The sequence below is a fragment of the Paenibacillus sp. FSL P4-0127 genome (genome assembly GCF_038007325.1).
Lineage (GTDB): Bacteria > Bacillota > Bacilli > Paenibacillales > Paenibacillaceae > Fontibacillus > Fontibacillus macerans.
In genome coordinates this window covers 44152-58214 of the sequence record NZ_JBBOWY010000002.1, presented here as the reverse complement: position 1 = coordinate 58214, position 14063 = coordinate 44152, and the positions used below count along the sequence as shown (strand labels likewise).

The window sequence follows — 14063 nt, the reverse complement described above, 5'->3', positions numbered from 1 at the left end:
GCTGCTTCCCTACTTCCCGAAAAAATTTGGTTTATGCTTCCCCATACAACAAACCTCCGTCCAGCGCCTCCTCGCGGAACTCGCTGGGCGTTTTTCCCGTGTGCTTTCTGAACAGGCGGCTGAAATACTTCACGTCCTCATACCCGGTCATCGCCGCGACTTCGCTCACTTTGGCCGGGGTCACCGCCAGCAGGTTCATCGCCCGGCGCATCCGCATCCCGGTGACGAAGTCGCCGAAGGTGCTCCCGGTTTCTTTTTTGAACAGCTCGCTGAGATGGCCGGGGTGTAGGTGCACGTACGCGGCCACGCGCTGCAGGCTGAGCGCCTCCGCCGGGCAGGACGCCATATACGCTTTGGCCCGTTGAACGTGGGACATTTGACTGCCGCCGAGCGACGTATGATACATATTCATAATGCCAAGCAGATGCCGGAACAGCTCATCCTTCAGCCTGCCGTCTTCCGGCTGTTCCTGCGGCCAAGGCTCGATGCGCACCTGCTCCTCCCGGCCGACGGCGCGGAGCGTCCGCTCCAGCCAGCGATGCCCGATGGCCGCGGCCGAATGAAGGCAGGCCCGGAACGATTCGGGCGTGCACTCCGGGTCCGCCGCAAGCGTATCGGCCAATTCCTGCGTCCACGCTCTTAACGTCATCCGGTCATGGTCCAGCAAAATCATCCCCAGGGCGGTTTCCTCCTCCTGGGTCAATACCGTTTTTCCGCCTTTCCGTCCCGCCAAATCGGCATAATCAAACATCGTCCCCGGCAGCAAATCATGGTATCTGAATGCGGCGGCTGCCGTGACGTAACTCCGATGCGCCTGCTCCTCCCCCGCCACCGTCTCTCCCGCGGCCACCCGCAGCCGGCACTTGAGCAAGCCTTCAATCCGCTCGAAGGCGCCTTTAAACCGCTGGACCCCGGAAGGCTCACCGGCGGTAAGCGGGACGGCGCAGACGATGAATTCCCGGTAGATCAGCACCGCGGCGCCAGGGATCAAATCCTCCAGCATGTTCTGCACGGCAAACCGGAGCAGTCCGCCGGCCGCTCCGTTCGTCCCCCAGCCGTCGGCGCACAGAAGCAGCACCTGCCAGCGGTCCGCTTGTTTTGCCGCCCTTCTTCCTCCTGTTTCCGCATCTCCGGCGGCAAAAACGTCCCCGGCTAACGGCTCGCCCTCAACGATCCACTTAAGCAGCAGCCGCTGCCGCTCCTCGCGGGCCAGCCGCAATGCCCGCGAATCTTCGGCGCGGCGCTCCGCGATCCGCTGCTTGGCCTGCAGCACCGTCTTGATGATCTCCTCAGGCTTGCTCGTTTTGAGCAAGTAGTCGCCGACCCCTTGGCGGATCGCCTGCTGAGTATAGGCAAAATCCCCATAACCGGACAGGATGATGACCTCCAGCGCGGGCAGCATCCGTTTCGCTTCCTCGGCCAGTTGGAGTCCGTTTTTGCCGCTCATGCGGATATCCGTCATCAGAATATCCGGCTTCTCCTCCCGGATGCGCTTCAGCGCTTCTTCGGCCGAAGCCGCCGGAGCCAGCAGCGTCAGCCCCAGCTCGTTCCAGGCGATAACGCTCGCCAGTCCGGTCCGGATAATGACCTCGTCGTCAACGATCAACAATTTCATGGCGATACCTCCATGATCGGAATAGAGAACGAAACCTCCGTCCCCTCGCCTTCCCGGCTGTCCACTTCCAGTCCCGAGTCCCGGCCGTAATGCAGCAGCAGCCTTTCGTGCACATTGCCGAGCCCGTATCCGGTGTTGGGGACGGCTTCTCCCGGAGCGTCCCGCACGGTATCGGGATCGGGATCAGGATCAGGATTAGCCTCACTCCGAGCCATCTGCCCCCCATCGTAACCAGCCTCCTCCTGAGTCTCCCGCACAGCAGGAGCAGCAGCTCCGCTACGAGTCTCCAGGCCCCCGCCGGCAGCAGCTCCTCGGACCGCAGCGCCCGCTGCTCCGTGAGCCACAGCGGCAACTGCTCCTTGGGCCACAGCGGCAGCTGCTCTTTCACGAGTCTCCCGAACCGCAGCGGGAACAGCTCCCCCCCGAGTCCGCAGCTCCAGCACCCGGCGCACCTCGGCCAGCCGCTCCGAGGTCATGCCGGGTCCGTCATCCAGGACCGCCACTTTCATCCGCCTTCCTTCCCGCTGGATCAGAACGGTGATCGTTCCGGGACCTTCGCGTTTCTGAATGCCGTGGATCAGCGCGTTTTCCACCAGAGGCTGGAGCAGCAGCTTCAGCATCCATTTGTCCAGCAGCCCTTCATCAACGATATAGTCGACGGCAAATTTGTCGGGAAAACGGATCGACTGCACCCGCGCGTAATTCCGGATATGCGCCAGTTCCTGCTCCACCGGGCAGTACTCCTTGCCTTGATTCAGGCTGATCCGCAAAAAGTCGCTAAGCCCCTCAACCATCTCGGCTATCCGCTTCTCGTCCGCCATCAGGGCGATCCAATGGATCGAGGACAAGGTGTTGTACAAAAAATGCGGGTTGATCTGCGCTTGAAGCGCCCGCAGATCGGCCTCCTTCTTGCGCGCTTCGCCGCGGATGACCTCCCGCTTAAGCCGTTCGATATGCGCGCCAAGCATATTGTAGCTTCGGCCGAGCCGGCCGATTTCATCGCCCGTGGCAACCGGAAAACGCGGCAGCGGCCGCTCCGGATCGATCCGCGACAGATGGCGGGTCAAAACGCGCAGCGGCCGCGTGATCCGGCGCACCGTCAGCCAGATCAGCGCAGCGCAGACCGCCACGGACACCCCTACGACAGCGGCCGTCAGCGTCAGAATGTAGCGGTTTTCGGCGTGGTACTGCTCATACGGCACCGTCCCAAGCAAAATCCAGCCGGTGAGCGGCTCCCGGCGGTACAGGACGGTCGACTTTCCCCCGCCTTCGCCGTATATGACGCTGCCGCTCCCGTTCTGCTGCCGGCCGGCGTCTTCCGTCAGCAGTGCGAGCAGGCCGGGCGCATAGGCGGCCAACGGCCGGCCCAGCCGCGACTTGTCGGCGGAGGAGAGAATGGTTCCCTCCGCGCTGATCAGTTCAATCCTGCCCGCCCCCTGGCCGAAATCCGGCGCATTCCAATTCCGCGATACTTCCCGCTCATCCAGGCTGATCGCCAGCCATCCGAGACGGCGGAAATCGTAGATGCTGCGGATCGACCGAAACAAGGTAATGACCTGCGTATCCCCGGCATAATCACGAATCCGGTAAACGTCCGACCACCTTTTTCCGCCGGCGGCGATAGCTTCCTTAGCGGCCGCGGGAAGCTCGCTTTCGTACCAAGTGGCCGTGGACAAACCGACGTCAAACCGCTCCGGGTAAACGGCGATATTGGCGATATAATGCTTGGAGGCGGCCAGATTCGTCATGCGCCCGACAAGCGCCGTCCGTTCGGCTTCCACATCCTCGTTTCTGCTTAGATAGGCCTGTAAATCGCGCTCCCCGATCAGGAAGATCGACAGCGTCTCGATGTCCTCCAGCATAAACCGCAGGTTGGCGTCCATCTGCTTCAGCATGTCGCTGCCGGTCAGCTTGGTTTTTTCCTCGGTGATGTTGGAGGAGATCAAAAAGGCAAACAGACCAAGCGCCAGCATCGGCACGATCATAGACCCCGCGATCACTACCGACAGCCGCCGCTGCAGCGATGAAGTCAGCCAACCTCGCATGATGCCCCTCCCCTTCTCTCTAAGGTGATATGGAAACCGTCTACTCTGACTTGCTTTGTTGGCCCCCCGCCAAGGCCCGGACTTCGGTTTTGAGCCAAAATAAGGACTTAAATTGTCGTTATCCCAGAAATATCCTTCCATTCGAGAAAAATAAAGGCATTTTATGTCGCTATTTTCTCGACTCGCAAGGAAATTCCCGAATTCTGGTCCGTTCACAGGAAAATAAGTACATAAAACGCCGTTAATGGAAGTAAACACGCTAGAGCTTGGATAATAAGTACACAAAGTGCCGCTATTCTGAAGGGCGATGGTCCTCGTTCCAGATGTTCGTCGTCCCAGATGACTGTCGTTCCAGTGACCGCCGTTCCAGACGATCGCCATTCCAGTTAATCCTCGTTCCAGTTAATCCTCGTTCCAGTTGACCGCCATTTCCGGACGATCGCTCGCCCCAGCAGCCGACTGTCAAACCAAACGCCGCTTACCATATAGCTGAACAATTGATGTTGAACTATTGATTTGAACGGATCAGGGCAGCCGCGCGAAATGCTCTTACCTGCCCCCTATCCTTTCACCGCGCCGGCGGTCATCCCCTTCATCATCTGCTCCTGGAACAGCAAATAAAGCGCGATCGTCGGCAGCACGGACAGCGTCATCGCCGCCAGCGTCAAGCCGTAATCCGTTTGGTAGCCGTCCGCAAAGTTGGCGATGGCCAGCGGCAGCGTTTTGAGCACCGTTTTGTTGATAAACACGAGGGCGAACGAGAAATCGTTCCAAGCGTGCAAAAAGCTGATGATCGTGACCGTGGCCAGCGCCGGCACCGACATCGGCAGCATGATGCGGAAAAACAGACCCCACAGCCCGGTCCCGTCGATAAACGCGGCCTCCTCCAGCTCGCGCGGCACGCTCGTCAAATACGCCGTCAGCACGAAAATCGCCGTCGGCAGCGCAAAAGCGGTATAGGGCAATATCAACGCCCAATAGGTGTTCAGCAGCGACATCTGCTTCATCAGGATAAACAGCGGCACCAGCGTGCTGTGAATCGGGATCAGCATGCCGACCACGAAAAAGGCGAGCACCCCGCCCTTCCAGCGAAACTGGAAGCGGGCCAGCACAAAGGATGTCAGCGCCGCGATAAACAGCGTAAGCGCCAAAGATCCGGCCGACACCACCAGCGAATTGCCGAAGGCCGATCCCAGCCGCGAGCTTTCCCATGCCCGCAAAAAGTTGTCCCCGCGCCACACCTCGGGCAGCCCGAAGGGACGGGCATAAAAATCCGCATTCGTTTTAAAGGCGCTGATCACCAGCCAAAAAAACGGGTACAACGTTAAAATGCCATAGATCGTCAGTCCCGTCCATAGAATTCCATTCCTTATTTTTCGCAGAACGCCATGTCCGTCTCGCGGCGGCGCTTCTGCGGATATCGGCGTAGCCGTGTGCATCCCTGAATCCTCCCTTCTTGATTACGCCGTGCTCTCACGCCGCGCTTTTCCTACGGCTCGTCAGCCATTGGCTCGTTCCGATCAGCAGCAAACTGATCACCATAATCGTCGTCGAGATCGCGCTGCCAAAGCCGTAGCGGTAGGTCGAAAACGTCGAGTTGTACATATACGTCGCCAGCAGCTCGGTGGCGTGGGCCGGTCCGCCTTTCGTCATGATGTACACGAGGTCAAACGACTTCAGGCTCCCGGAAATGCACAGGACGACCGCGACCTGAACCGTGTTTTTGATCATCGGCAGCGAGATCGCCACCAGTTTGCGCCCCCCGGACACCCCGTCGATTTTGGCCGCGTCGTGGATTTCCCCGGGGATATTTTGCAAAGCGGATATGAAAATGATCAAATACAGGCCCGCATAACTCCAGATCAGCGGCGGCAGCAGCGAATAGATGGCGATATTCCCGTCCGACAGCCACTGCAGCTTCCAGCTCTTCAGTCCAAGCGCATCCAGCAAAAAGTTAAGAATCCCGATTTGCGGATGGTAAATGTACTGCCAAATCATCCCGATCACCACCGTCGAAAGCACCATCGGCAGAAAAACGGCCGAGCGCAGGAACCGCTGCACCCCGTTCTCCTTATGCAGCAGCACCGCCAATGCCAGCGCCAGCGGAATTTGCCCGAACACCGAAGCAAGCACGAAAATAATGTTGTTTTTCAGCGCCCGCCAAAAGACAGGATCCCGCAAAATTTCCGCATAATTGCCGAGCCCGTTGTACTTCGCCTCGCCGATGCCCGACCAGTTGAAAAAACCGTAATACGCCGACCAGACGACCGGTACAAACACGAACAGCGCATAGAGAATCACGGCGGGCGCCAGGCCCGTGAAGATAAAACGCCTGCTACGCAGCGCATTCATAAGTCTCACTTCCCCTTGATTAAAATAACCCCCTCCCCTCAAGGGGAAGGGGTCTAAGTTTAGTTCGCCGCTACGGCAGCCTGCGTATCCTGGATTTTACGGGCGATTGTCTCCGGATTGCCGCCCATCAGCAGCTCCTGCAGCCCGTTGTTGACCACCTCGACCGTGGCCGAGCCAAGCTTGGAATCATAGACCGGCACAATTTTGATCCCCTGTACCAAGTCGTACAGTTCCACGAACAGCGGGTGCGCTTTGCTCTTGTCCAGCTCGATGTTGTAGCTGACCAGGGTGCTGCTGTCCAGCGTCGCCTTTTGCCCGTCCGGCCCGGCCAGCGCGTAAAACAGCTTCATCGCCGCTTCCTTTTTGCCGCCATCCAGCTTCTTGCTGACGCCAAGACCCGTTCCCACGACGCCGGAGGTCGTAGCCGGATCGCCTTTGCCGCCCGCAATCGCCGGAACGATCGTGATATGCGTGTTGTCCAGCACCTCAGGCGGCGCGTTGTTAACCAGGTTGGCCAGCGCCCAACCGCCGTTGACGACCATCGCCGCGTTGCCCTGGAAGTACAGCTGCATCATTTGCGTTTCGTCCAGGCTGTTGAAGCCTTCCTGGAACGCGTTGATTTCCCCAAGCTTTTGGAAAGTCTTAAGCGCCTCGATAAATTCAGGGTCGGTAAACTTGGCCCCATTCTGCTCCACCGCTTTCAGAAACCAGTCCGTCCCCGTAATCCGATCCGCCACCGTGCTGAAAAACGTCGACTGCGCCACCCAGTTCGCTTTGTTGCCCAGCGCGATCGGAATCACGCCGTTGTCGTTAAACGTTTGGATCGCCGCCTCCAGCTCCTCCCACGTTTCCGGCACCTTGACGTTGTATTTTTTGAACAGTGTATCATTGTAAAAAATAAAAGAGCTCGGCGCCAGGTTCATCGGTACGGAGTAGATTTTGCCGTCCACGGTGTAACCGTCCAAGGCGTTCGGGATGAAGCCGTTTTTCCAGTCCGGGTTGGCGTTCAGTTCGTCATCGATCGGCTGCAGCAGATCGCCTTTGACGAACTCCTTCGTCATGGCGTCCGGCCACATCACGAACAAGTCGGGCATTTCGTCGGCCGCCGCCACCGTGCGCAGCCGGGTTTTCAGCCCGTCGGTCGGCAGCCCTTCGTCGACCACCTCGATGTCCGGGTTTTGCGCCCGGAAATCTTCAATGATTTTCCGCATCGCTACCGCCTTGGCGTCCTGCCCGGTCCAGTTATGCCAGATCGAGATGCTCACCTTCTCCCCGCCATTCCCGCTGCCGCTCCCGGCGGTTTCGCCTCCTCCGCCGCACCCGGCCAGCAAAAGCGCCAGCATGGCGGCGCTGCATATCATAGCGATCCATTTTTGGGTCAGTCTCTTTTTCATATCCGGTAGTTCCCCCCTCGTTTTATGCTTAACCCCATTGTAATGTTAGCGCTATCAATTTTGTAAGGTGACGATTCGCGGCATGAGGGGTGAAAAATTTCGGATGGGGCCCCGCGCGATTGGAGCGATTGATATGCGGTTTCTACCCGCGAGTAGAGTCAGGTTCTTATCGATCAACCCAAGCAACTGTTGTAAGGCAACCAGCCAATCGAATGTGCCGACTTCGTCGCACAGCAAATAAAACACGCCGCTGAAGGAGCGTGCGTTGTACTTTACCTAGTTTGTGCCTTGGTGCCCCTGCATGCTGCCTGCCTTTGCACGATTATCCCTTTCGTTCATGGAGCAGGGGATGGAGGCTAGAGCAAGGGTTCCAAAAAAAGAGAGAAGAAAAGGAGAGGGGAAAAATGAGGCGGTTCAGGTGACATTTTCGGCTTGATTAGAGAACGTATGTTTGGTATAATGAAATAAACGGAACTTATGTTCGTGTATTCTTGATTCGGGAGGTAAGCGGATATGGAAGCCAATGCGGGAACGGAACTTCAACCATTCAGCAGCCGTTTTAACAGCGAGCAGGACTGCATGGAGGCGCTGATCGCGATGAAGTGGCCAAACGGCTTCGTCTGCCCGCGCTGCGCTCAAACCCGGTGCAGCTATCTGACCTCCCGGCATATCCCTTTGTTCGAGTGCGGAAAGTGCAAGCATCAAACATCGCCTTTGGTCGGCACGGTTTTTGAAGGAACGCCTCTCCCCCTGCTCAAGTGGTTCGAGGCCCTGGATTTATTCCTGCTGGAGGGCGGCATCTCGGCGCTGCGGCTGAGCAAGGTGATCCGGGTCGCCTACAAGACCGCCTGGTCGATGCTGCACAAAATACGTCATGCCGTGGGGGAGTTCGATGCCCGGGAGCTGCTCTCTGGAGACGTGAAAGTGAACAGTGATCAGTATGGGCGTAATCCGTCCCGGTGTCAGCTTTCGCATCCGTACGCCTCGGCGGTCGTAGCCGGCTGCACGGTCACGGAGTCGGGCGAGCCGGAGCAGGTCAAAATCCGCCTGGTGCCGTATAAGCGGGGAGACGGGAAAATGGCAAACCGTCACGATCTAACCGCTTTTATTAGCGGGCATGTGGATGTCCGTACATCGGCGGTACAGTTGTTTCCTCAGGCCTTTCGGCTGTATGCTCCCTTGCGGAAAGTGGTGAGGGAGGCGTGGAAATCGCTGAAGAGTACGTATGGAGCCTTGGGACTGAAGCATCTGCAGGCGTACCTGAACGAGTACACCGTACGCCGCCGGCTGCGCCTGCAAGGAGGACGGCCCGGAGCGGAAGAAACGATGCGGCAGCAGTTGCTGCAGATGTGTGTGGCGATTCCGGCGATCCCTTACCGCCGGCTGATCGCGCGCCAACCGAACCAGCCCCTTGCGGCTGCGGCCTGATCGAGACGCTGGAAACGATGGGGGAGTTTGATGCAGATCAACTTAATGGGTCCTTGATCTCCTGTCTTGATTTTTGTCTTGATTTCCTGTCTGATCTGATTCACCTCCCCTAAACCTGATTCCTTCTCCTAAGCCCGTCTAAATTATCTCGAACCTATCTGCTTCTCCACAAATTTTTTTTCTCCCGAGTTTGTCTTTCTCTCTGCTACCTGATCAAACGGGATAATCGTGCAAAGTCTCCGGACAGCGAGTGTTGATCTGCCGCCCCCCCACTTCCCTGTCCTCAAGCTTTCAACACCCTTCCGCGTTTCTTGCCACGATCGGCTTTCGACTTGACTGGCAAGCAAGGATTATAAGGTTGAGCCAGACACCTCTTCCGTCCGCCTATCTTAATTCTTTGAACACCTTCAGCTCAGGGACTCAAGCTGATTTTTGTTCTCAGAAAGTTGAGTTATAAATTCTAAGGTGAAAAAACAAGGCCGCCCCAACGCAGTTCAACACTGCTCCGGACAGCCACGCCTTCGAATAAAGGTTGCTGAGTTCTTCCCCTAAGGGTTGCCAAGATATTCCCCATTAGAAGCGATGACTTTTTTGTACCAATAAAAGCTTTTTTTGCGGACCCGCTCCAGAGTTCCGTTCCCCTCGTCATCCTGATCCACGTAAATGAATCCGTATCTTTTTCGCATCTCGGAGGTGGAGGCGGAGACCTGGTCGATGCAGCCCCAGGTTGGTGTAGCCCCAAAGCTCCACCCCATCCTTGATCGCTTCGCCCATCTGCTCGATATGGCGGGCAAAATATTCGATCCGGTAATCATCCCGGATGCTGCCGTCCGCTTCGATCCGGTCGACCGCGCCAAGCCCGTTTTCCACGACGAACAGCGGAATCCGGTAACGGTCGTACATCTCCTTCAAAACGATGCGTAAGCCAACCGGGTCGATCTGCCAGCCCCACTCCGAGGATTCCAGATAAGGGTTGGCCAGCCCGGACGACAGATTGCCCGCCGCCTGTCCCGCCCCGCCGCGCACCGCGCCTTCGGGATTGGCGCTGGTCGTGACCGACATGTAATAGCTGAACGCTAGATAATCGACGAGATTGTCTCGCAAAATCGCTTTGTCCCCAGGTTGCATCTCGACCGCCACGCCGGTTCCTCCCAGTACCGCTTGATGAACGACGGGTAAACGCCCGCGCACCTGCACGTCCGTGCAAGCCTGAAAAGCCAACTGCTTCGGATTAACTTCACCTTCAACAAGTACGCCGGCTCCCAAAAAAGGCGCCTTCAAAGTACAATTAATCTCGTTAAAAGTCAGCCAATATTTAACCTTGCCTTTGTAGTGCATAAACAAAGTTTCCGCATAGCGGACGAACAGTCCGATCAGTTCCCGGGAAGCCCAGCCGTTGTAGCGCCGCACCAGCTCAACCGGCATCTCGTAATGAGAGATCGTCACCAAAGGCTCGATCCCGTGCTTCAACAGCTCGTCAAACACCCGGTCGTAAAACGCCAGCCCCGCTTCGTTGGGCGCCTCATCGTCCCCGTTCGGAAAAATCCGCGGCCAGGAGATCGACAAGCCGAACACTTTAAAGCCCATCTCCGCCAACAGCGCGATATCTTCCTTATACCGGTGATAAAAATCGATCCCCCGCCGTTTGGGGTAGTTGCCTTCCGTATCCGCGATCGCCTCCTCCAGCCGGGCGCGGGTCATGCCAAGCAGTTCCTCCAGGCTCCCGCGCTCCTCCGGCGGAACATAACGGACGACATCAGCGGTCGACAGCCCTTTTCCGGCTACGTTATAAGCACCTTCGACCTGGTTGGCCGCAACCGCCCCGCCCCACAAAAAATGTTTCGGAAAAACACTCGCCATAAACGAACCTCACCGCCTTATCATCTAAAAGTTCTAAGCCTGCACCGCCGCCTGCTCCCGCTCCTTCGCCTCGGCCGCTTGCTCATCGGCCAGCGCCTCGGCATCGGCCTTTTTAAAGAACGGATAGTACATCGCCACGCTGATCGCGATCAGCACGATTTGGAACAAGCCGACGCGCCAGCCGCCGGTCATCCAGCCGTTGAAAATGATAGGAATGCCCAGCGGAACCTGTACCCCGTTGAGGACGGACAAGATACCCAAAGCGGTCAGCAGGATGGCCAGTCCGCTCGTAATGATCGGCGTCACGATATGACTGCTTGATGTGGATGACCGGTTTTTTCGTAATCTCGTCCTACAGCGGGATCGTGGTCAGAATCAAGTCCAGCGGCTGGTCCTGCAGCTTGTCCAGCTCCGTGATGGAAGCCGTAATCACCGAAGCTTTGGGAAAAATCGACTCCAATTTCAGCCGGATCAAGTGCGCGCTGCCCCCGCCCGAAGAGCACACGACGGCGATCCGCCGGAACTGTTCGAGCCGCTGCTGCTTCATCCGCTCCAGATGGGTCGCAAAATGAAGGGCCACATAACCCGCCTCGTCCCGGGACATTTTGAAGCCGTATTTGTTCCCGCGAACCGGAACGAAATGACGAAGACGTTGGCGTATTCGCTGTACACATCCTCCACCAGCGGAAACATATGCATCAGCAGCGCCTCCCGCAGCTCCTCATCCCGGTTGAAACCGGTCAAAAACTCCTCGTCCAGCCTTTGTAAAATACGGCTCATCCCGCTGCGGAGCTCCGCTTTTTCCTCGTCCCCGATATGCTGGACGATCGTTTTGCCGGACAAATGCAGCGCCAAATACTCGACCTCGTCCTGCGGCAGCGAAATGGCATATTCGCCGGCGATCCAGTCGGCCACTTCCCTGGCCCTTGTTGTTCAGATCGACGTTGTTTTCACGTTGTTTTTTCATTTGCAGCCGGTAGGCCTTAAAGCTCGTTTCGTCCGTAATCTCCAGACGGTAACCTTGACCGCGGATCATCCGGATGCGAAAGCCGTTTTTCTCGCCGTCTTTGTTCAGGCCTCGGATCAGCTCTCTGACCGTCCGTTCCGCCAGTCCGAGCTGATGTGTCAGCTCGTTCATTTTTACCGGGACCTGACTGCCGGTCAGAAGGTCGACAATCTTGCGTTCCCTCATGATGCAATCCCTCATGTGCGATACTAGTATCTGATGAAGCAACTCAGTTGGTTATAGCTCTAAAGTAGGAGATGCCCGCGCATATGAACAGTTTGGATTCTGCAATTGGGAGCGGCAAAAATCACAGGATAGCGTTGGCCAGCCCCGAAATAGCGTACTTTTTGGGCGTTATTCTGGCATTGTTCCCCTTTGCGCGCAAAATAACGGCAAAAAATGTCTTTATTCCCCCCGCTGCCCTCCGGAAGTACCGCCTTTTTACCGCCCACGACTAAAATAACGACATAAAAGGGCCCTATTTTGCGAAAGGACCGACATATCGCGTAAATAACGCCCTTTTGTTCCGCTATTTCCCCCGCCTGGTCTAGCCAGGAAAACTAGTTTAACAAAAAAGGACCCGCCCCAGGGGCAGGTCCAGGTCCAGCAGTTCCAAATGAGTTCATGTACAGCTAATCACACATCACGTATCCATGCTAATGTCGTCCCACGCTTCATTCCGGTGGCCGATCATCCAGAATAGGCCGCGGCGGCGTTCCATCACGACGCTTTCGATCAGGCCGCCCGCCGGCTCCCGGCCTTGAATCCGGTCGTTAACGCAGGCCCAATGCAGCCGGTAGATTCGGTCGGCCTCGTCCAAAATCTCTTCCGGCCGGCGCAGCGACGTCCGCTCCAGAAACTCCGCAAAGCCGCCGCAGCTTGAAACCGCCTTAATCGCAAAATCGCAGTCGCACGTATGGTCCGGAAAATCGAGCGAATCCACCACCCCAAGCGCCCATAGCAGCGCCCAATAGGCTTCGTACTGCCAGGTCAGGTTGATGGCGTCCTGACGGGCAGGCTCCGCTTGCTCCAACAGCTCTCTCTCCGCTTCGGTCAGTTCATCCGCCACCCCGAATTGATCCAGCAGGCCGGTCACAAAAGCTTTTGACTCCGCCAGATCGCTCTCCTGGGCGACATCGCACGCATATTGGATGACGATCAGCAGAGCCGCCGCCCGGCGGGCGATCTCCTCCCTGGATTTGACCTTAAGCTCGCTTAACGGCGGGAGCTCAGGCAGATGCTCCAAATACGGAATTTGCTTTTCTTTGAGATAAGCCAAATTACTTTGCTTTCTTTCCGCTCCCTCCGGGGTGGAGCGATCTTCGCCCCGAATTTTTCGCGTGCAGGCTCGCGGACTGAAGTCCGCGGCATCGGACCGGCCGTCCGGATACACGATCACCCGGCCGTCCCGGTCCAGCAGCGTACCGTCGGGGATAAACCCGATCCCGTCGACCTTCGCGGCAAGCTTAATGAAGCGTTCCAGGGAGTCCTGGCCGTACTCTTTTTCCGTTTCGATCGCCAGCATCGTGTTGATCACGGAGATTTGGAGCAGCACGCGGCGCTTCAACTCCTCGTCTTCAAACGGAATGCTGTCGTAAAATCCCATCATCCCCGGAATGTTGTTATCGAAATAATCCGGATCGGTATCCTCCGAGGCCACGCGAATCGTGATTTTGTTGCTTTTGAACCAGCCTTTCGGCAGGAGCGAAAACTCCGTTTCGCCCGGACCTCCACCGGTTATTTTAAAACCGTCCCCAAACGCCTCGTGGATCAGCCCGCCGATATCGCGGATATCGTTCCGGGAGGCAAAAATCGTAAAATAAGGCAAAAAGCTTCCTCTCCTTTTACAAAAGCGGCGGTATCGTTCATCATATAAACGGTTTACGCGCTAAAATAAAAAAGCGATGCTCCCGGCTCGTGACGTGCCCGTCCCGTTCAACAGCCTCGTGCAGTTCAAGCAGCCGTTCAAAGCAGCGGTCCACGGAAAAGCCGGCAAATTCCCATTCAATGATTTTGGCGAAAAAAACAAACGCGCCGACATCCTTAAAGCGCAGCTCCGGGAAGTATTCCCGGCGCTCCAGCACCTCAAACCCGGCCGCCTTCAGTTCGCCTGCGGTTTGGGATAAATTATAGTCCGCCGGCGGCGACAGCGACAGCAGAAACTCTCCGCCGCCCGTGCCCATATCCAGCATGACCGTATCTCCGCTCATTCGCGCCTGTACGTTTGCTTTATAATCCCAAGGAAGCTCTTCTTCCTCCATCCGGCCGGCCAGATAGGAGAAATCCCAACCTTGAAAGCCTTTCGTTTCTTCCGCTTGCCACAGTTTTCTTAATTCGTCTCGGTTCATTGCGTTCATCGAACA

Annotated in this window: 12 protein-coding genes and 2 pseudogenes; 2 read left to right on the top strand and 12 right to left on the bottom strand. The window is 57.1% G+C overall.

Annotated features, from left to right (window positions below; translation table 11 throughout):
* Positions 1-31: 31 nt before the first annotated feature.
* The 5 genes from NYE74_RS26855 to NYE74_RS26835 all read right to left on the bottom strand — a co-directional run bounded on the left by NYE74_RS26855 (position 32) and on the right by NYE74_RS26835 (position 7406).
* The gene (locus NYE74_RS26855) at positions 32-1615 is read right to left on the bottom strand and encodes a helix-turn-helix domain-containing protein (protein ID WP_341005332.1); all 1584 of its coding nucleotides are present in this window, start codon (positions 1613-1615) and stop codon (positions 32-34) included.
* Positions 1612-3660 (bottom strand): sensor histidine kinase, encoded by a 2049-nt coding sequence (locus NYE74_RS26850; RefSeq protein ID WP_341005331.1) that lies wholly within the window; start codon positions 3658-3660, stop codon positions 1612-1614. Before NYE74_RS26850 ends, NYE74_RS26855 begins: the two co-directional genes overlap by 4 nt.
* Positions 3661-4220: 560 nt before the next feature.
* Positions 4221-5099 (bottom strand): carbohydrate ABC transporter permease, encoded by an 879-nt coding sequence (locus tag NYE74_RS26845; protein ID WP_240752350.1) that lies wholly within the window; start codon positions 5097-5099, stop codon positions 4221-4223.
* Positions 5100-5133: 34 nt separating this feature from the next.
* Positions 5134-6012, bottom strand: a complete 879-nt coding sequence (locus tag NYE74_RS26840; RefSeq protein WP_036626448.1) for a carbohydrate ABC transporter permease — start codon at positions 6010-6012, stop codon at positions 5134-5136.
* A gap of 59 nt (positions 6013-6071) precedes the next feature.
* Entirely contained in the window at positions 6072-7406 is a 1335-nt protein-coding gene (locus NYE74_RS26835; RefSeq protein ID WP_036626449.1) for an extracellular solute-binding protein, read from the bottom strand.
* Positions 7407-7919: 513 nt separating this feature from the next.
* Between NYE74_RS26835 and NYE74_RS26830 the strand changes: the two genes are divergently transcribed.
* The gene (locus tag NYE74_RS26830) at positions 7920-8834 is read left to right on the top strand and encodes a transposase (protein ID WP_036626451.1); all 915 of its coding nucleotides are present in this window, start codon (positions 7920-7922) and stop codon (positions 8832-8834) included.
* A 548-nt stretch (positions 8835-9382) separates the two neighbouring features.
* On the opposite strand, the pseudogene NYE74_RS26825 reads toward NYE74_RS26830, so the two are convergent.
* From NYE74_RS26825 to NYE74_RS33415, 5 genes and pseudogenes are all read right to left on the bottom strand, one after another.
* A pseudogene (locus NYE74_RS26825) lies at positions 9383-10694 on the bottom strand (family 1 glycosylhydrolase).
* 33 nt (positions 10695-10727) lie between these two features.
* On the bottom strand, positions 10728-11000 hold the full coding sequence (locus NYE74_RS26820; protein WP_036626452.1) for a hypothetical protein: 273 nt from the start codon (positions 10998-11000) through the stop codon (positions 10728-10730).
* 46 nt (positions 11001-11046) lie between these two features.
* A complete protein-coding gene (locus tag NYE74_RS26815; RefSeq protein ID WP_124332781.1) occupies positions 11047-11274 on the bottom strand; it encodes a hypothetical protein in 228 nt (75 codons plus the stop codon).
* Complete coding sequence (locus NYE74_RS26810) at positions 11238-11609, bottom strand: hypothetical protein (RefSeq protein ID WP_124332782.1); 372 nt, start codon at positions 11607-11609, stop codon at positions 11238-11240. Before NYE74_RS26810 ends, NYE74_RS26815 begins: the two co-directional genes overlap by 37 nt.
* A gap of 157 nt (positions 11610-11766) precedes the next feature.
* Positions 11767-11832 (bottom strand): annotated as a pseudogene (locus tag NYE74_RS33415) (hypothetical protein); the annotation flags it as partial.
* Between the two features lie 137 nt (positions 11833-11969).
* On the opposite strand from NYE74_RS33415, the gene NYE74_RS26800 reads away from it, so the two are divergent.
* Complete coding sequence (locus NYE74_RS26800; RefSeq protein WP_036626456.1) at positions 11970-12158, top strand: hypothetical protein; 189 nt, start codon at positions 11970-11972, stop codon at positions 12156-12158.
* Between the two features lie 185 nt (positions 12159-12343).
* Here NYE74_RS26800 and NYE74_RS26795 read toward each other — a convergent pair whose 3' ends face one another.
* Together NYE74_RS26795 and NYE74_RS26790 are read right to left on the bottom strand one after the other, a co-directional pair.
* A complete protein-coding gene (locus NYE74_RS26795) occupies positions 12344-13528 on the bottom strand; it encodes a DUF4272 domain-containing protein (protein WP_036626458.1) in 1185 nt (394 codons plus the stop codon).
* Between the two features lie 40 nt (positions 13529-13568).
* Entirely contained in the window at positions 13569-14057 is a 489-nt protein-coding gene (locus NYE74_RS26790) for a hypothetical protein (protein WP_051985732.1), read from the bottom strand.
* Positions 14058-14063 lie beyond the last annotated feature (6 nt).

Excerpts from the sequence above, each read along its gene's own strand:
- NYE74_RS26840 (WP_036626448.1), bottom strand. The coding sequence starts at position 6,012 with ATGAATGCGCTGCGTAGCAGGCGTTTTATCTTCACGGGCCTGGCGCCC.
- NYE74_RS26800 (WP_036626456.1), top strand. The coding sequence starts at position 11,970 with ATGAACAGTTTGGATTCTGCAATTGGGAGCGGCAAAAATCACAGGATA.
- NYE74_RS26835 (WP_036626449.1), bottom strand. The coding sequence starts at position 7,406 with ATGAAAAAGAGACTGACCCAAAAATGGATCGCTATGATATGCAGCGCC.
- NYE74_RS26845 (WP_240752350.1), bottom strand. The coding sequence starts at position 5,099 with ATGCACACGGCTACGCCGATATCCGCAGAAGCGCCGCCGCGAGACGGA.
- NYE74_RS26855 (WP_341005332.1), bottom strand. The coding sequence starts at position 1,615 with ATGAAATTGTTGATCGTTGACGACGAGGTCATTATCCGGACCGGACTG.
- NYE74_RS26830 (WP_036626451.1), top strand. The coding sequence starts at position 7,920 with ATGGAAGCCAATGCGGGAACGGAACTTCAACCATTCAGCAGCCGTTTT.
- NYE74_RS26790 (WP_051985732.1), bottom strand. The coding sequence starts at position 14,057 with ATGAACGCAATGAACCGAGACGAATTAAGAAAACTGTGGCAAGCGGAA.
- NYE74_RS26850 (WP_341005331.1), bottom strand. The coding sequence starts at position 3,660 with ATGCGAGGTTGGCTGACTTCATCGCTGCAGCGGCGGCTGTCGGTAGTG.